15 protein-coding genes and 1 pseudogene are annotated in these 18,121 nt (G+C 49.9%); 7 read left to right on the top strand and 9 right to left on the bottom strand.

Going from position 1 to position 18,121, the window contains the following annotated elements; genetic code table 11:
- A pseudogene (locus K7H08_RS15190) lies at positions 1-114 on the top strand (IS30 family transposase); the annotation flags it as partial.
- Between the two features lie 2 nt (positions 115-116).
- On the opposite strand, the gene K7H08_RS15185 reads toward K7H08_RS15190, so the two are convergent.
- The 3 genes from K7H08_RS15185 to K7H08_RS15175 form a co-directional block, all read right to left on the bottom strand.
- Positions 117-527 (bottom strand): hypothetical protein, encoded by a 411-nt coding sequence (locus K7H08_RS15185; protein ID WP_231658442.1) that lies wholly within the window; start codon positions 525-527, stop codon positions 117-119.
- 84 nt (positions 528-611) lie between these two features.
- On the bottom strand, positions 612-1,094 hold the full coding sequence (locus K7H08_RS15180) for a hypothetical protein (protein WP_231658441.1): 483 nt from the start codon (positions 1,092-1,094) through the stop codon (positions 612-614).
- A 26-nt stretch (positions 1,095-1,120) separates the two neighbouring features.
- Positions 1,121-2,857, bottom strand: coding sequence for an AIPR family protein (locus K7H08_RS15175; protein WP_231658440.1), 1,737 nt, complete (start codon positions 2,855-2,857; stop codon positions 1,121-1,123).
- A gap of 287 nt (positions 2,858-3,144) precedes the next feature.
- On the opposite strand from K7H08_RS15175, the gene K7H08_RS15170 reads away from it, so the two are divergent.
- Positions 3,145-3,771, top strand: a complete 627-nt coding sequence (locus tag K7H08_RS15170) for a tyrosine-type recombinase/integrase (protein ID WP_231658439.1) — start codon at positions 3,145-3,147, stop codon at positions 3,769-3,771.
- A 118-nt stretch (positions 3,772-3,889) separates the two neighbouring features.
- On the opposite strand, the gene K7H08_RS15165 is transcribed toward K7H08_RS15170, so the two are convergent.
- The 6 genes from K7H08_RS15165 to K7H08_RS15140 form a co-directional block, all read right to left on the bottom strand.
- Positions 3,890-5,620 carry a hypothetical protein gene (locus K7H08_RS15165; protein ID WP_231658438.1) on the bottom strand — a complete coding sequence of 577 codons (1,731 nt, stop codon included), beginning with the start codon at positions 5,618-5,620 and terminating at the stop codon, positions 3,890-3,892.
- A complete protein-coding gene (locus K7H08_RS15160; protein WP_231658437.1) occupies positions 5,617-7,359 on the bottom strand; it encodes a hypothetical protein in 1,743 nt (580 codons plus the stop codon). Before K7H08_RS15160 ends, K7H08_RS15165 begins: the two co-directional genes overlap by 4 nt.
- Before the next feature lie 186 nt (positions 7,360-7,545).
- Positions 7,546-8,190 (bottom strand): hypothetical protein, encoded by a 645-nt coding sequence (locus tag K7H08_RS15155; RefSeq protein WP_231658436.1) that lies wholly within the window; start codon positions 8,188-8,190, stop codon positions 7,546-7,548.
- A gap of 105 nt (positions 8,191-8,295) precedes the next feature.
- Positions 8,296-9,576 carry a Y-family DNA polymerase gene (locus tag K7H08_RS15150; RefSeq protein ID WP_231658435.1) on the bottom strand — a complete coding sequence of 427 codons (1,281 nt, stop codon included), beginning with the start codon at positions 9,574-9,576 and terminating at the stop codon, positions 8,296-8,298.
- Positions 9,573-10,022: a LexA family protein gene (locus tag K7H08_RS15145; protein WP_231658434.1), complete on the bottom strand. Its 450-nt coding sequence runs from the start codon at positions 10,020-10,022 to the stop codon at positions 9,573-9,575. The genes K7H08_RS15150 and K7H08_RS15145 overlap by 4 nt, the downstream gene beginning before the upstream one ends.
- Before the next feature lie 77 nt (positions 10,023-10,099).
- Positions 10,100-10,321 carry a hypothetical protein gene (locus K7H08_RS15140; protein ID WP_231658433.1) on the bottom strand — a complete coding sequence of 74 codons (222 nt, stop codon included), beginning with the start codon at positions 10,319-10,321 and terminating at the stop codon, positions 10,100-10,102.
- Between the two features lie 106 nt (positions 10,322-10,427).
- On the opposite strand from K7H08_RS15140, the gene K7H08_RS15135 reads away from it, so the two are divergent.
- From K7H08_RS15135 to K7H08_RS15115, 5 genes are read left to right on the top strand one after another with little or no spacing between them, the layout of a single operon-like run.
- Entirely contained in the window at positions 10,428-11,051 is a 624-nt protein-coding gene (locus tag K7H08_RS15135; protein WP_231658432.1) for a restriction endonuclease subunit S, read from the top strand.
- Position 11,052: 1 nt separating this feature from the next.
- A complete protein-coding gene (locus K7H08_RS15130) occupies positions 11,053-12,570 on the top strand; it encodes a type I restriction-modification system subunit M (RefSeq protein WP_231658431.1) in 1,518 nt (505 codons plus the stop codon).
- Positions 12,560-13,783 carry a restriction endonuclease subunit S gene (locus K7H08_RS15125; protein WP_231658430.1) on the top strand — a complete coding sequence of 408 codons (1,224 nt, stop codon included), beginning with the start codon at positions 12,560-12,562 and terminating at the stop codon, positions 13,781-13,783. Before K7H08_RS15130 ends, K7H08_RS15125 begins: the two co-directional genes overlap by 11 nt.
- Positions 13,780-17,058 carry a type I restriction endonuclease subunit R gene (locus K7H08_RS15120; RefSeq protein WP_231658429.1) on the top strand — a complete coding sequence of 1,093 codons (3,279 nt, stop codon included), beginning with the start codon at positions 13,780-13,782 and terminating at the stop codon, positions 17,056-17,058. Before K7H08_RS15125 ends, K7H08_RS15120 begins: the two co-directional genes overlap by 4 nt.
- Positions 17,058-17,846 carry a M48 family metallopeptidase gene (locus tag K7H08_RS15115; RefSeq protein ID WP_231658428.1) on the top strand — a complete coding sequence of 263 codons (789 nt, stop codon included), beginning with the start codon at positions 17,058-17,060 and terminating at the stop codon, positions 17,844-17,846. The genes K7H08_RS15120 and K7H08_RS15115 overlap by 1 nt, the downstream gene beginning before the upstream one ends.
- The last annotated feature ends 275 nt before the right edge of the window (positions 17,847-18,121 follow it).

Genomic DNA, 18,121 nt, shown 5'->3' with positions numbered 1-18,121 from the left:
CACAAGCTGAACGATAGACCCAGAAAGCGGCTGGGATATCGAACCCCAGCCCAGGTGTTTTTAGGAGAATATTCAGGAGCACTAGAAACCGCAGGTGCTGCACTTATTAGTTGAATTCAGGCACCTGAGCTTTTTCTTATGGCGTTTTTCTCTTTCATGCCTACGCCTTCTTCTAGCCCAAGCTGTATTTCCCAAAGATGATTATGGGCTAAAAGATCCCTCACAACGAAGATTTCTTTTGTTTCCTCATGAAGAGGAAAGTCTGGGTAAACACCTTTCAAATACTCTGGAACTGCCAATCTGTTGAGATCAGGTCCGTTAGCCTTGTTAATATATCGAGAACGCATAACGTATGACTCAAGAGCGACTACTGCAAGAATACAGATAGAGGCTGCAAAACCGCTTTCATAGTACCCAACTTGAAAACCTGACGAACTTCTCTTTTCATGCTTATCCAGTTTTTCTAGCAGAGTGCTAATAGCTTCAAAGTACGAACTACCAATAATTGTGACGATTTCACTGTTCAATGTATACCCTCTTACTTAACGTCTTAATAATCGACGAAAAACCGATGTGTCCGGCGTCTGGAATACGAGACATTAATCAGTTTTTTAGGCATTCAAAATTACTTTTTCGTATTGCTTCTCCTCTAAACTATCAACTTCAATAAGAACTTTTTTTGCTTCTGATTTAGCTACCCATCCTGCTAGGGATAGGACTTGGACATATTCATCAGGAATGCAGATTTTTTCATCATTATAGTCTGCCATTATGTACTTACTCCCAACGCGCTCATTCACTTGTGCATCCGAATGAATCGAGTAGCTTGTTTCTAAAACAGATAGTTCAAACCTAGCTAAAACTCTTTTGTAACAGGAAAAACAACTTAATACTTTGACGGCATCATCTAGACTATTCATGCCAAATAGAAGCTGTACTTTTTGGCCAGATTCCATTCTTTCTTTGACTGGTGTGTTCAACACAAAGTCTCTGTTAGTTCCACATTCATCTGACGTGTAAAACTTAATTACATCATCTATCTCAGATAAATGGTGTTTGCCTGGTTTTGCTCTCAAAAAACGATAATAATACAAACGACTTCTCCTTGATCATTAACTACTCAATCAGCTGAAGCGGTAGCTATCGATTGTAATGAATTGTTATAAAACCTGTAAGCTGTCAACAAGAGCTCAGTTTCACTTTCTGATTTGTACTGCTTCTTGCTAAGGTCAAGACCTGACGACTCGAATATCTCCTGAGCTTTTTGCAATAGCGCCAACGCCTTCCCCTCATCGACTAGGGTATCCTTAAACTTTTCACAAACAGATTCAATCTTATTGCTGTTGAAAGGAGGCAAATCCTCACCAGTTGCAAGCAGACGAACAAGATACAGAATATGAAATCTCGACTTTTTATGCTCAGTTTTCAGGCCACCGCTCCTAAAAAACTGCTCGATTCTGTAGTAAGAAAGTGCACTAACATAATATGTTGAGTACTTATGCTCCTCATTGAATATTTGCCCCGAAAAACGCTTGACTATGGTCCCGTAATAACCGGATACCAAATGGGGAGAGTTCAAGAACATTGAGGCAAAAGCCTTGATCTGTATTGGTATTGAGATTACCTGAGTTTTCTTAATACCTACATCTGAGTTGTACTGCTGAGACCTTCGCTCATAGTGCAGCGGGAACGACTTCCTTTCTGCATTATAATAAAGCTCAAGCTTTTTCTGAAAGATATTTAGTGCTTCAAGCTGTTCTGTTTTCACTTCCGTCTGGCTATTAGTGGCCATCGTAATAGCAGTTTTAATATCATCATTGTCGGTAACTACGATCTTTATAGGAACATAAACATCATCAATACCTTCGATGTTCTGGCACTCGTGTAGAACATGGCTAGTTTGGCAGCCATTGACAACTTGATAGTCTCTTATTGTAAATCGATTCGCTGCTGGCGTAAGGGCTGAAGCAACGACAGTGACACCATTGTTAAGCACACAAAACAGGTCGAATTTTTGTTCCTCTAAGGTATTTTTTATTTTTTTATTAACGACATTACTTCCCTGGAAGTCTCTAATATTGTCGTCAAATATACTATAAATAGTGCTGTTTTCATCTTGTATTAGCTTGATGTATTCTTGAAAAGGCAGAACGCCAAGATATGCCTCCTGAACACCTTCAATGTCCGGAAGCGTTATGCGGCTTTGAAAGTTTATTGTTGAAGAAAGCTTATTTTTTGTTTCGTGAAACAATCTCTGTATTTCACTAGCACCAAATGGTTCTATTGATACCTCTTCAAAAAGACCTATACCCTCTATCTCTGATTTTCCCGAATTTATTATTGCCTGTAAATTTTGATCGTTCTGCCATTTTCCAGTGCTTACATAGTAAAGCCTACATATTGGTCTCCGGTTTATCATATACGAAGACATCGATATTGCGGATTCCCATATAGCTTTCATCTTCCGGATTCTTTCATTTTGAACCAGTTGAGGTTCATCACTTAAAAAATCCTTCACTCCATGTATAAAGCTTCCTATAGACGATCCGTCAAAGGATGACGATGTCTTTGACTGTATGAATGTGATGTCCGCATCTAAGTGCGATGTCGTCTCAACGACGTCTCGAAGTTCGTCCTCATCAACTATAATTCTGCCGTTAACAATTAGAGTCAGCCCATCTATGCCGCAATCTCCGCCTGACCCTGCATGAATGTCGTCAAGCTCGAAGCTTCCTCGGAACAGCTTTGAGATAATAGAAAAGTTAGAAAAATGCTCAAACTTAGTCGCTTCGCTCATACTCTCTATTTCGTATTGTTTAGAAAATGTTTCTATTAGCGACTTGGTTATTTTGTCCATTATTGATCTCCAAACTCGATTCTGCATAAAAGGGATTGGGCTGCCCATCTTATGATTGGGTAAGCGAGCCTGCACGTTTATCTGACAAGTGCAGCCAGTAAAATTTACTCTAAGTCGTTAACATGCATGAATATTAATTTTAATTAGCATTAATATCCAAAATTCGAGAAGCTGCTGCACTTCCAGCACGTCCGTTTTGGGTCGAGCCCCGACTTTAAATTAACCTTAGCACATGATGTGCACGAATTGATCCATTCTTTGACCTCCACCTGATGGAGGATCATGCCATGAACGTTCCGACTGAAATCTTCTGTACACCTACACCTTGGAATAAAGGCAAGTTGGTTGGACAGAAGGCGCCTCTGCGCCTTCGAGACATCTGGGCCATCCGTGTTCGTCTACAGCTTGCCAAAAAGACGAGAGACCTCGCCCTCTTCAATTTAGCCATCGATAGCAAATTACGAGGCTGCGACCTCGTCAATTTACGAGTACGGGATATAGCTCATGGTGCGTGTATATCCCCACGAGCGATTGTGATGCAGCAAAAAACGCATCGACCTGTTCAGTTCGAAATAACCGAGCAAACGCGCATCGCTATTATTGACTGGATACAGCTGGCTCAGCTCCGAAACGAAGACTTTTTATTTCCCAGCCGAATCAATAGCGCAAAGCATCTCTCAACGCGCCAATATGCCCGTATTGTCAAAGCTTGGGTTACCGAAATAGGTCTAGATGCGTCAATTTATGGCACGCACACGATGCGTCGCACGAAAGCTTCGCTGATATACCGTCGCACGAAAAACTTGAGGGCCGTGCAACTGCTCCTGGGTCATACGAAGCTTGAAAGCACCGTCAGGTATCTAGGGATAGAGGTAGATGACGCGTTAGAAATGGCAGAACAGACAGAAGTTTGATGAGGGTAAACGACGGCCTATTTCGGGCCGTCGTTGACCGGCCAAATGCGGACATTGACGGCCCCCGACGGTGCTGCAGCGCAGCTTTCGCCAAAGGGCAAAAAGGCTTCTTGCTCTACTATGAATGGGGCTCTACCAGAGCCTCATCTGAATTGCTTTGCGGCGGCATCCAAAGTGTTGGCGGGATAGGCAAGCGGTAGTGCCTACAGGCCGTCAAGAAAAGTGGAACCAGTCCTCGCTTCATCGCTGTCATTTCAAAAATTGCCCCACACTCCTTGATTGCTAGGTTCAAGGCATCTGCTATCTCCGCATTTCCACGTGCTGGCGACAAGTCAGTCACGCAAATCCCATGGTAGGTATCCCCACGCCAGATTTTTTGGTCTGTCTCCTCATCGGGGAACCACGCCTGATGTGTGCAATCGGGTATTTTTTGGGAAAGTCGTCTGGAGAATTCTTCAATGAAAACTTGTTCGGCGCAATACTGAAGCCAAGTGAATAGGTAGGGATAAAGGACACTGCCAACACAAGCCTCATCACGGTACTCCTGTTCATTACTCGCAGGATGAGCAAGCAGATCGTTGTAGTCGCGAAAGCACGTCGGGTAGCTGGCATTGGTTAGTAGCGCGAACGATGTATTCTCAGCCATGGCATAAAACCAAGGCATAAATCGCCTCCCTGACGATGTTTGTTGCGCGAGATACATGACCAAGGCTGCCTCGATCATATGATCGTCCTTAAACGGAGACCCCAAAGTCGGATTGTTGTTGATCAGGGCCACCAACATATCCAGCATTTTCTTTGTCTGCTCGTTCAGACTGCGAGCCAACTCGGGGTTCGCCTCCGAGAGAGCTTTCCCGAACAAATCCGTCCAGATTGCACGGGTGGCCGCACGCCCGAGTAAGTCGAACATCGCAAGATTGGCATCGACCGCTTCTCGCGACTTTACCGAAACCGATAGGGCATGAAGCGTCTCGGCATGAGGGTACAGGACCTTGTCAAAATAAATCTCGGACATCATCAAATAGAGCCTGACGTACTGATCCAAAATTTCCGTCAGAGCGACTTGATGTTTGGTGGGCTTCGTCTTGACTGGTTGTTCTCGCATTGCATCCCAGCAGAACAGCAAGCCCAATTCGGATATCCGATAAACAACATCGAGGCTCTTTGCTTCAACGGCCCAAGCGCAAATGGCGTGGAGGCAAATATACGCTTGCCTGAGCCTCAATAGGCGCTCTTTGTCTTTCATTTCCTCTTCGGAGAGAACGATGGCGACAAAACTTCTCGTGTACTCGTAGCAGGCCTCTGGCTCGTTCACCATTGCAAGGGCTTTCTGAAAATTCCTTCGCGCTGTTTCGTCAAGCAACTCCCGAGCCAACAAAGACTTTTCCATAAATCCAGCTAGGCGGTCGCCATTCCATAGCTCAAAGCATACTTCGCTTGTCGCGTTTTTCTGCGTGAAACCAGCCCAGTTGCCCTCAACAGTTTCTTTTAACTCACCCCCCATGCACAAACATATTTTGATCGGTAAACCTTGATGCTCTTTTGCAACTTTCGAACCTATGTAGACATCCAGTATTTCCTGCAACTCTGGACGCACTGACTGTGGCCCTGCATCCCAATCGCTGCGCCCTACGTCTCCTGCCTTGACGCAGAGCAAATAAAGATACTTCCGATCATCGTCTGGCAACTGACCTACAGCAGAAATATCAACTCCATCTTGGCGCGTCCCGATCATTGGGGTTTTAAGAACCTGCAAGCCCATCGCAGAAAGCAGGTTGGGCAACAACGCTTTGTCAAGGTCACCTCGTTCCTTAAGGGAGGCAAGATATTCTTTGAGTATCAGTTTCATTTTGTTTTTCTCTGCTCGACCCTACAAACCGTGAGAAGCGCATTAAATCCAACCGGATCAACTACAGACAAACGAGGAAATTCATAGCTATAGGAGTGTTCGCTCAGCGGGGTGATGCTTGAAAACTTCTCGCCATCAGCACCCGTGATCATACTGAAGCTTTTGCGACCGTAGAGCATCGTCGCAGTATGAAACAGATCGCCAAGTATAGACATCTTGCGCGCTTGCTTTTGGATATCCGTGTTTCTCTGGTGATCTTTGATCGCCGCGGCCCGTCTCGCTTCATTTGATGGCTCAAGTTCGCTAAGGTCCTGTGCCTTTTCAAGCCCCTCGATGTACGCCTTGTGTCGCGCTATCAGGTCTTGAGCTACCTTAGCCACAATCGGAGAAGCACTAGACGCTTGCTGCTCAAGATATGGTCTAAGCTCACTTGAGTAGCTAAGCAGAAGAGGCTCCCAAAGAAGCCCTTCGATCACCGGAACAGCATCTGAATGTCCATGTTCCACTAGGCTGAGCAGAATTGACGCCGCCGTGATCTCATGCAGCCAAAGAAAGCCGATACATTTTCGGGCTAGAAAGACTTGATCTACCGCTTCTGGAGGTAAGTCTTGCGGCAGGAGAGATAGCGCAGCTCCCTTATCTCCGCCGCTGACCATTTCGGCCAAGAAGCTGCATAAGGAGAAGTCGCCAGAATTAAGCCAGCGCGCGAAAAGGTATGAAGTGTTTGCAGGTTCTTCCCAAACCCATTCGCAAAAGCTATGAAACTGCTTGCTCTTTGCTGGCTGCTCGAAGTGCGGAACCATGGCCTCTATGAACGCAATCACCTCCTTGAATGACCAGCGTTCATCTTTCCAGGTTAGTGCGTTATCTATCCAGTGGCTTGCTGTCTCGAAGCTGGAGGATATGCTTTGTGATCTACTCAATACTGCACTGATAGTTTGCTCTGTGGATGCATTCTTGTGATAGAAAAGCATCGCGCACAGGCGCACCAAGTCGTCATCTGTCGGCTGGGCGAGAAGGGACTTTATCGCTTCGTCTTGCCGATATTTTTCCTTGGTCGAATCATTGTCCCAAATGCGAAAAACGGCCTCAATAGCAGCATTTCGCGCATCATCAGAAGACGGGCTTTGAATTTCCGAAAGGCAAGCATCTATACCAGTTTGGTCGTCCTGTGATGTCATGTTCTTGAGCCTTACTAGGGCGCGAAATCCTATAGATCGGAATTCCGCTCTACTGTCCTCTAAGAAATCTACCAAGTATCCAAAGTCATTGAGACCTTGTAAGGCAAACACACAGGAACGTTGGCAATCCTCTTGGCCGTCTTTTGCGCCTGTTATAATTTTTCTGGCTTGTGAGGGGTGTTTTTCGCACCAACGAACGAATGACACAAACGGAGTGTGAGAAGCCCCATCGTTGCCCGCTCTCTCGACCAGACACTCGGCAAACTGCTGCACAGCGGGATAATCATCGACCACGTGCTCAATAGCGTTAGACAACACGCCGAATATCATCCAAAGTTCATTGTGCTCAAGCCGTCGTATGGCCTCAAGGTTGTCGTTCGAGAGCAGTGCGATTTCACCCGAGTTGTGCAGGTCAGCTAAGAAACCGCCTAGATCACGTTTTCTGTCTTTGTATTCGAAGTCGAGAATGATTGGGATAAGGCGTCCGACGGCATCGCCATCGATAATCAGCTGAGCTAAATCACTTTTTTCTGTCACGCTGCCGGCCTCGTTCAGCAATGTATTCTTTGCACAACCATACCGCGCAGACCAGTCGTTGGAAACTACTGCCTCTCAACAAGGTGCAAGTAATTTTCACACAGACTGTCGCGACTTTTTACCTGCTGCGAACGGCAGCTATCCGCCCTCCACGTCGATGATCCGACATATGCCGCACCCTGCATGACGGTCCGCTTTGGGTCGATATCAGCCATTAGCCCGCTCCTTACCCACCTGAGACACAAGCTCATACACCCGCGAAGGATCTTCCTCGATACATAGGTTGGGACTTTTACCATTAAGAAGAGGGTGCGCTGTTTTCATCCAGCGCCTTGCCAATACTTCTCCCATTACCTGCACTGCTGCATCCCAAACATCTTCTCTGCAGGGGGCATCTATTATTTCTCTGCCGGCATCGTGCATGTTCTGCCATGCCTGTATATCGTCAGGTTCTGGGGCATTTGGGTCGCATTGATCAAGTAGGATGTTGAGCCGAGCAGGCCTGACCGTTGATGCGTTCTCTAGCAGTGTCGATGTCTTCAGCAACGCGTCTCGTAACCAAGCTTCAACAGCTGCGCAGACATAATCATTTTCTTGCGGTGGAACCACAGCGCTAGTGTTGCCGCTTTGAATGATGAAAAAATATTCTGGGATAGGCAGTGCGCGACCATCACGGAGGTAAGCCACAATCTCACCGCTCATATCGGGCAGGTAAGCATCACCGCTTTGTAAACACTCCAGTGCTTGGCGAAACGTTTCTAGTGGCTGGGGGAATCTGTCCCGTAAATCAAAAGCGCGGAAAGCAAACACACTTTGTAAAGGGTCGTTAGTAGACGGCTTGGCTAGGGGCATCCTGCTCTCCAAATATATTACGCACCGCTAATTTCTAAACCACCTTAGCACCAGATTATTTGATTTGCTCACCATTCTGGCTTTTTTAATTAGCAGCGCTGCCGCTTAAAGCTTAACGTTCACTAGCTCTTCCCAGCGAGTGGTATAGCGCGGCGTGCGGTGTTCAGCGCGTAATGTCCAGGCATTTCCAACCCGAGGCAGCCCTAGTTGTATCGTTTCTCGCCCTAGTTCTCGATTGAGCTTGTCGACAGTAGCCATCAACCGTTCACTACGCCTTGCTTCTTCCTCTGTTTGCGGTGTTTCTGTCAGTGTCAGTTGGCGGTTGGCTTTGGGGGAGAGATCGAGAAGCATGATGCCGGCTTTATGGTAGGCGTAGCCCTTACGCCAAAGCTGTCTAAGCCCTTGGATAGCGGCGTGGATCAACTCGCGGCTATCGTCCGTCGGGCGGTCTAGTGTCACTACCACGCGATTACGGTACTGTGGCAAATCTTGTCGAAACGCATTGGTGCGCACAAACACCATCACGGCGCTGGTGACGCTGTGCTGCTTGCGTAGTTTTTCACCCGCGCGGGCAGCGTGTTGGCGAAGTGCTTCACGTAGATCGTGTGGGCTATTGGTAAGACACCCAAAGGAGCGCGACACCATAATCTGCTGCTTGGGTTGGGTCATATCATCTAGCTGAATGGACGACTGCCCGCGTAGCTCCCAGACAATGCGTTCTTGCACCACGCTAAAATGACGACGTATGTGCTTGGGATCGGCTTCGCGCAGCTGCCAAGCAGTCTCAATCCCCATCACGCGTAGCCGTTCGCCGGTGCGTCGGGCAATGCCCCAGAGCTCGGTTACCGGCAGCTGTTTAAGCAGCGCTTGCGTGGCAAGGCTATCCGCTGCTAAAAGGCACACGCCTTGCTCTCGGTAACCTGGGTGTTTCTTGGCGGCGTGGTTGGCCAGCTTGGCCAGCACACGGGTAGGCGCAAAGCCCACGGAGACGGGAATCCCTGTCCACTGGCGAACCGTCTGACGTAGCCGTTGCGCACGTGCCTCTAGGGTTGCAGGATCAAACCCATGAAACCCCATAAAACTTTCGTCGATCGAGTACAACTCAACGTCCGGCGAAAACTCAGCCAGTACTTCAGTGACACGTCGGCTCATATCTCCGTAAAGAGCATAATTACTTGATAAAAGAGTTGCTTGGCGGCGGATAAACGGGGGGAGTAGGTGCTTGGCCGTTCCCATCTCGCCCCCCAGCGCTTTGAGCTCATTGGAGCGGGCAACGACACAGCCATCGTTATTGGAGAGAACGCCAACCGGGCGGCCTTCCAGAGCGGGATTAAACACCCGCTCACAGCTCACGTAGAAGTTGTTACAGTCGACCAAGGCAATCATAGCGGTGTGGCACCCGGTAAGCTGTGCAAGACATGGGTAACCACGCCCCACACATGCGATTCGCGACCTTCCAAAGGGATTGGCTTATAGGCAGGGTTACTTGCTCTCAGGTAGGCACGTTGCCCGACACGCTCTAGCCGCTTCACGGTGAGCTCCCCGTCGACCGCAATCACAATCACTCGACCAGGCAGAGGCTCTAGACTCCGATCTACCACCAGCAGGTCACCATGATGGATACCATCACCGATCATAGAGTCGCCCTCCGCACGCACAAAGAATGTGGCGGCAGGCCGCTTAACGACATGGCGATGCAGATCCATCTCCGCATCCAGGTGGTCGTCAGCGGGACTTGGAAACCCCGCTCGCACAGCACTGGCGAACATGGGTAACGGTTGGGGTACGGGGCATAGGGCAGCAGTGCCTATGAACGAAGCGGTTGTAGTCATACGCCTAGCCTCTCAAATAACTGTTATTTCATACAGTATACGGAGAGGCGCCGCATCAACAAGCTCTGAGTAGAGATTTACCGCTTCCTGTCAGGTTTTTCCCCGAGTTCTTTCAAGGACGGCGTCGCAAGCTCATCAGCATGGGCGGTCTCAGGCGTTAGCCCTTCAAGCAGCACGGTTTCCCAGTCCTCAGCACCAACGGGTTCAAACGGCTGGTCGTAGCGCTGCACGGAGCCTTTGAGCTTTTGCAGCGGGTTATTCTGTGGAGCCTCCACCGGTTTCTGTTCTTCACCTGACATCACGGCCTCCTTGGTTGGCATTGCCCTTATTTTTACACTGCATCTTGCGCGATGATGCACGCGTGGTAAGGTTAATTCATCTTAACCATGACGTTGGCATCGCTGCATGAATCATCCGCCCAAACAAACGTGTTTGCTACAGAGTATTGCCGCTATTCAGCCTGGCTACCCCTTTCGTGGAAAGCTAGAGCTAGATAGCCAAGGCGATGCTTTTGTTGTGCAGTACCGCCACCTTATCGTGGGTGAACCCCTCAATGACCAACAAGGCAAAACGCTGGATCGAGTGACGCTTCCAGGCCGCAAACGCCCGGAATATCTCTGTTCTGGCGACATTCTGTTTATGGCCAAGGGCACCCGCAACGGTGCGGCGGTGGTTCGGCAGCTACCGCACAATACTGTTTGCACGCCGAATTTCTACCACATCCGGCTCACCTCAAGTGCATGTAGCGTAATGCCAGAATTTTTGGCTTGGCAGCTCAACCATGTGGCTGCCCAGCGCTATTTCGCCATGTGCTCTCAGGGGTCGGCAGCACCCAGCATCACCAAGTCACAGCTGGGCAACCTGCCTATTGTGGTGCCGCCTATTGAGCAGCAAGCACTGATGGTCAAACTGGCCGATGCCGCCACCCGCGAACAACAGCTTTTGAACCAGTTAATCGAAAATCGGCAGCGCATGATTGATGCCGCTGGCCACCAACTACTTCGTCCTGATACGACGACAGGAAAATGATATGAATAACGATCCCGTTAAGCAGGAACAGATCAACAAGGCGGTCTGGAATGCCTGCGACACCTTCCGGGGCACGGTAGATCCCAGCATCTACAAGGATTACGTGCTAACCATGCTGTTCGTGAAGTACCTCTCGGACGTGTATCAGGATCATTACGACAACTACGTGGCCGAATACGGCGATACCCCGGAGCTAATCGAAGAGCTGATGAAAAATGAGCGCTTCGTGCTGCCTAAGGATTCCGGTTTCTACGCCCTGCATGACCAGCGGCATGAACCAGGCAACGGCGAGCGTATCGACAAAGCCCTGCATGCCATTGAAGAAGCCAACATCGTTAAGCTGGCCGATGTGTTCCAAGACATCAGCTTCAACTCCAACAAGCTGGGCGATGAAAAGCAGAAGAACGAGATTCTGCGCCACATTCTGGAAGACTTTGCGAAGCCCGATCTCAACCTGCGCCCGAGCCGTATTGGTAAGCTGGATGTAATTGGTAACGCTTACGAATACCTGATCAAAAACTTCGCGGCCACCTCCGGCAAGAAGGCCGGTGAGTTCTATACCCCGCCGGAAGTCTCCGAGCTGATGGCTGAGATCGTTGAGCCGAAAGAAGGCGATGAGATTTGCGACCCAGCGTGTGGTTCTGCCTCGCTATTGTTGAAGTGCGCCAATCAGATCCGCAAAGGGGCCGACGGCTCCAAGAACTTCGCGCTGTTTGGTCAGGAAGCCATCGGCAGCACCTGGGCCTTGGCGAAAATGAACATGTTTCTGCACGGCATCGACAACCATAAGCTGGAATGGGGCGACACCATCCGCAACCCCAAGCTGCTGGATGAAAACGGTGGCCTGAAGCACTTTGACATCGTGGTAGCCAATCCACCCTTCTCTTTAGAAAAGTGGGGGGTTGAGGGCGCCGAGAGCGACCCCTATGCCCGATTCCGTCGTGGCTTGCCGCCTAAGACAAAGGGTGATTACGCCTTCATTCTGCACATGATCGAGACGATGAAGCCCAAGACCGGGCGCATGGCGGTCGTAGTGCCCCACGGCGTCCTATTCCGTGGCTCTAGCGAAGGCAGGATTCGCCAAAAGCTGATCGAGGAAAACCTGCTGGATGCGGTGATCGGCCTGCCGGAAAAGCTGTTCTATGGCACCGGCATTCCGGCGGCGGTTCTGGTGTTCCGCAAGGATAAAACCGACAACAAGGTGCTGTTCATCGACGCCAGCCGTGAGTTCAAAGCCGGTAAGAACCAGAACCAGTTGTCCGATGAGAATATCGCCAAGGTGGTCGACACCTACAAACAGCGCGACGCACGGGACAAGTATTCCTACCTGGCCAGCCTGGAAGAAATTCAGGAAAACGACTTCAACCTCAACATTCCCCGTTACGTGGACACCTTCGAGGAAGAGGAAGAGATCGACCTGATGGCCGTGCAAGCGGAGCGGAAGGACATCGAAGCAGAGATTGCGAAGCTAAACGAGCAGATGGCGGGTTATCTAAAGGAGTTGGGTTATGAAGCTTAACTTACCAGAAGACTGGTCAGTAAATGCTCTGAACAAAATTTCAAAAGTTTCAATCGGCTTGGTCACAACTATGACTAAGCATTACTCTAACTGTGGCGTTGCATTAATTCGAAATTCTGATATTAAAGAGAACCGGATAACAAAAAAGAAACTAATTCGGCTAACAAAATCTTTTGCCGATCAACATTCGTCGAGAAAATTAAACGTAGGGGATATAGTTACAGTTCATACTGGCGAAGTCGGTGTTTCATCAATGATTGATGAAGATCTCGATGGAAGCCTTGGTTTTGCTACGTTGAACACAAGAGTAAAAAAAGAGTTAATTAATCCTGAGTTTTTGTGTTGGTACTTCAACAGTCCAAAGTTCCTCTCTCATTGTGTGTCTTTATCAACTGGCGATGGTCGGCAAAATCTTAACTTAAAAGACTTTGCAAAAGTTAACATCCCAGTCCCCCCCCTCCCCGAACAAAAAAAGATCGCCCAGATCCTCTCCACCTGGGATCAGGCCATCACCGCCACCGAGCGCCTGCTTGAGAACAGCCAGCAGCGGAAGAAAGGGTTGATGCAGCAGTTGCTGACCGGGAAGAAGCGGTTGCCGGGGTTTGATGGAGAATGGGAGAGTAAATCAATTTCTCAAACCGGGAAAATAATCTCAGGTGGCACTCCTGACACCAACGATAGCGATTTATGGGGTGGGGATGTTCAATGGTTAACGCCCACAGACATAACTGCTCTCAAAACCCATTTCATCTACGACACTCCCAGAAAAATCACAGAGAAAGGCGTCAAAGAAAGTTCCGCGGCCTTAATGCCCTCAGGCTCTCTTTGCGTTTGTACTCGTGCCTCTGTTGGCTTGATGGCAATTTCTACGACTCCAATTACAACCAACCAAGGGTTTAAGTCCGTTATTCCCAACAACAAACATGATGTTGAATTCCTGTACTACCTATTCTCGTTCAATCGCCATGTGTTTATTCGCTATTCGAGCGGCTCAACATTCATGGAGCTATCAAAAAAAGACTTTGTGAAAATCATATTCAGCTATCCTCCGGTGGCCGAGCAGAAAGCGATTGCTCGTATACTTGCTTCGGCAAACGACGAAATTGAGCAGCTTCAAAAGCGAATTGACGGCTTAAAACAAGAGAAGAAAGCACTCATGCAACAGCTCCTGACCGGCAAGCGTCGAGTGCAGGTGGAAATGGAGGTCGCATGAACACCACCCCGCAAGGGAACGAACAGCATGCCAGCCACATTCCCGCCCTGGCGACACTGATCAACCTGGGCTGGACGTTTCTACCCGCCACAGATTGCCAGGCGCTACGAGGCAGCCAGCGGGATGTGGTGATGAAGCCGGTGTTAGAGCGCGTGTTACGCCAGCGCCGGTTCACGTTTAAGGGTAAATCGTACCCTCTGTCTGATCAGGCCATTGATCAAGTTATCAGAGAGATCACGACGCCCTCCATGGCGCAAGGCTTGATGGACGCCAACCAGTCCGTGTACGACATGTTGACGCTGGGCATTACCGTGACCGAGTTCGTGGGCGGCAAGAAAGCCCAGCCCACGATCCACCTGATCGACTGGGAGCACCTGGATAACAACGAATTTCACGTCACCGAGGAGATGGAGGTGCTCTCCATCCAGGGCACCCATACCCGCCGACCCGATGTGGTGGCGTTCGTGAACGGTATTCCTTTAGCGGTGATAGAGGCCAAGCGTGCCGCCTCTGGCAACCCCAACAAGAACATGGTGGAGGAAGGCATCAGCCAGAACCTCCGCAACCAGAAAAACGATGAAATCCCTTACCTGTACGCGTTCGCCCAGTTGCTGCTCGCCATCAGCAGTAACGATGGCCGATACGGTACGACCCACACCCCGGCTAAGTTCTGGTCGACATGGCAAGATGAAGCGTTCGATGATCACTACGTTCAGGGCATAAAGAACCAGCCCTTGTCTGCCTCCATTAAGGACGCGCTGTTCCAGGGCAAGCCCCCGAAGATTCGGGCTTACTTTGAACAGCTATGGTCAAAACACGTTACGCCAACCGAACAAGATCGGCTTCTCGTCGGCTTGCTGGATAAGTACCGGTTTCTGGAGTTTCTACGGCTATTCATCCTCTTCGACCGTAAAGTAGGCAAGATTGCGGCCCGTTACCCCCAGGCGTTCGGTATCAAGGCACTGTTGGAGCGCATCTCGGGCTTTAAACCCAGCGGTGAGCGCCGAGGCGGCGTGCTGTGGCACACCACCGGCTCCGGCAAATCCTTCACCATGGTGTACCTCTGTCGCGCACTACTGCTTAGTGACGCGCTAAAGAATTGCCGGGTCATCGTCGTCACGGATCGCGTGGATCTTGAGAAACAGCTATCCAAGACCTTCCTAACCGGTGGGGCTTTTGGCAGTGACATCGCCGGTAAGAAAAGCGGTGACTCCCTTGCCAAAACGCGTTCCGGCAAGGAGTTGGCCAAGCGTATAGGCCAAGGCAATGAGCGGATTATGTTCACCATCATCAACAAATTCGCTTCCGCCGCTAAGCAGCCAGAATGCTATAACCCCTCGGAAAATATCATCGTGATTGTGGATGAAGGCCACCGCAGCCAGGGGGGTGAAAACCACCAGCGGATGCGCCAAGCTCTGCCCAATGCGTCGTTCATTGCGTTTACCGGCACGCCGCTACTGAAAAACGAGAAAAGCGAAACCGCCGAGAAATTCGGGGCCATCATTCACGCCTACACCATGAAGCGGGCGGTGGAGGACGGCACCATTACGCCGCTGCTGTACGAAGAGCGTAAACCGCTGCTCGATGTGAACCAGAAGGCGGTCGATAGCTGGTTTGATAAGGTGACCGCCGCACTGTCAGACGACCAAAAAGCCGATCTCAAACGCAAGTACGCCAAGCAAGGCCAGATCTATACCGCGCAGGATCGCATCAAGCTCAACGCGTTCGATATCAGCGTGCATTTCAGCGAGAACTTCAAAAAAGCCGGATTAGAACTGAAGGGCCAGCTGGCTACCGACAGCAAACTCAGCGCGATTCGCTATAAGCAGGAACTTGATAGCGCAGGTATGGTGACCAGTGCCATCGTGATTTCCCCACCGGATACCCGTGAAGGCCATACCGATGTGGATGAAACCAACCTGCCGTTAGTGCAAGCGTGGTGGAAGCAGAACGTTACGGGCGACCCCCAGGACTACGAGAAAGCCACGATAGAGGACTTCGGCACCGATGGCCCACCGGATATCCTGATCGTTGTTGATAAGCTCCTGACGGGGTTTGATGAGCCTCGTAACACCGTTCTCTACATCGACAAGCAGCTTAAAGGCCATAACCTGATTCAGGCCATCGCTCGCGTCAACCGGCTGCATCCTCAGAAGCCCTTTGGTTACCTGATCGATTATCGGGGCATTCTCAGAGAACTGGATACTGCCATTAAGGACTATCAAAACTTTGAGGATCAGACTCAGGGCGGCTTTGCCATCGAGGATATTGAAGGCCTGTATGCCAACGTCGACACGGAATACAAGAAGCTGCCAAGGCTGCACGACCGGCTTCTGAGCTTCTTCGGGCATATTGATAACCGCCTAGACCCTGAACCCTATCGCCAGGTTTTCATGCCTAACTATGAAGCCGACGAAGACGGTGTAGAGGTTGATGTTCGTCAGGCACGGCGGGAGGATTTCTATGAGGCTGTCACCCATTTCGGGATGTGTTTGAAAACGGCGCTTTCCACGCAAAGCTTTTTTGATGATAAGGCGTTCACCGAGGCGGATATCCGCCGATACAAAGCCGATTTGAAGTGGTTCTCAGACCTGCGCAAGACCGTGAGGATGGATGCCCAGGAAACCGTCGATTACTCCGCCTACGAAGGTCAGATTCGAGACCTTATTGATCGTTATGTCACCGGTGTCCATGTTGCCCCTGGCGATGAACCCGTGCTTATCGACCCCGTGGAGAGTAACCCAGATAACTGGAGCGACGAGAAGACCAAAAACGAAACCGACAAGATCAAGACACGTACCAAGAAGACCATCGAGGAGAAACTAGGCGACGACCCCTACGCCAAGAAGGTGTTCTCGGCACTGCTGAAGGAAGCCATCGAAAAAGCTGAATCCATGTTCGACTACAAGGCGCAGTTCAAGCTGTTCAGCGACCTGGAAGCCAAGGTTGAAGAGCGAGAAGTGCCTGACCTACCGCTAGAAGCGTTTAGTGGGAACAAGCATGCCCAGGCCTACTACGGCACGTTTAAGCTCGTGCTGGGTGAAGACTTCGCCGTGTTGGAAAAAGACAAAGGCGAGCAATTGATCGAAGAAGCCTTTGAGATCGACACTGTGGTGAATCGCGCCGTGGCAGAAAACTCTCTGAACCCCGTCGGTATTGAGCAAGATGTACGGAAACACTTGCTCCCACAGCTGTTCTCACTGGTAGGCTTGAATAAAGCCAAAGAGATCCTGGATGAAGTGGTTCAGATTCTGCGTAACGGAGTAGCAAAGTGATGACCGCTGTGGATGCCACGCAGGACGAACAACCACGCGTGTATCAAACGCGCTACGGTGAGCGAACGTTCAGCTACCACCTGTGTTATCTGCCTGAACATAAAAAAGCCACGATACGGGTGCATGTTCACCCCAACGGCATGGTGCAGGTGGATGCGCCCGAAACGGCACAGCTACCCGAGATTAAAGCAGCGGTGCAGCGTCGGGCGAGATGGATACTCAAGCACCTGGATGACATTGAAGAGCGAAACCGCTACGTGCAGCCAAGAGCGTGGGTAAGCGGCGAAAGCATGCTCTACCTGGGGCGTAGATACGTACTCAAGATAATCGATGATCCAAGCCAGCGGAAGGTCACCTGCAAGCTCATAGGCGGCCAACTGCGGGTGCAAGGTAAAGACCTCAACACTGAGCGTATACAAAAGGCAGTACGCCAGTGGTACCGCGACAGAGCGGTGGATGTGTTTCAGCGCCGATTGAACATGATGGTCGAGACGTTGCCATGGACAAAAACAGTACCCGATTGGCGCATGATCGAAATGCAAACCCAGTGGGGCAGCTGCTCGCCCGAAGGTGCGGTGCTACTCAATCCGCACCTGATTAAAGCCAGCACGCGAGCCATTGACTACGTGCTGCTGCATGAGCTGTGCCACTTGGTAGAACACAACCACAGTCCGCGCTTCTATGCACTGCTGGATAAGTTTATGCCCGAGTGGCGGTCGGTGAAGGAGCGGTTGGATGGTCAGGTGGAGGTGATTTTGGTTGAAGCAACACTCACACCAAATACTTGAATCAAGAAATAAAAAACCAAAACCGCACTAACCTACTGTAAAGGTGGATTTTGACTCGTTCTTTACTATCAAAAACTGCTATCAGTAAGACTTTGGAACTGGCTGGTTAAGAATAGTCTCATTTAACCCATGTGCATCAGCACTGTATGCCCAGCGTGCAAACTGATCGATCAGAGTTTCCTGCGCTTTCTCTAGCTCAGCTACCCGTCGTGTTAGTCGGGCAATTCGCTCATTTGCCCGTTCAATATCTGTAAACTGACGTCACGCTTGCGACG

The organism is Halomonas sp. IOP_6 (assembly GCF_021151565.1).
GTDB lineage: Bacteria > Pseudomonadota > Gammaproteobacteria > Pseudomonadales > Halomonadaceae > Vreelandella > Vreelandella alkaliphila.
Note: the sequence above shows the minus strand (reverse complement) of the source record. Positions and strands in the feature narration are given on the sequence as shown.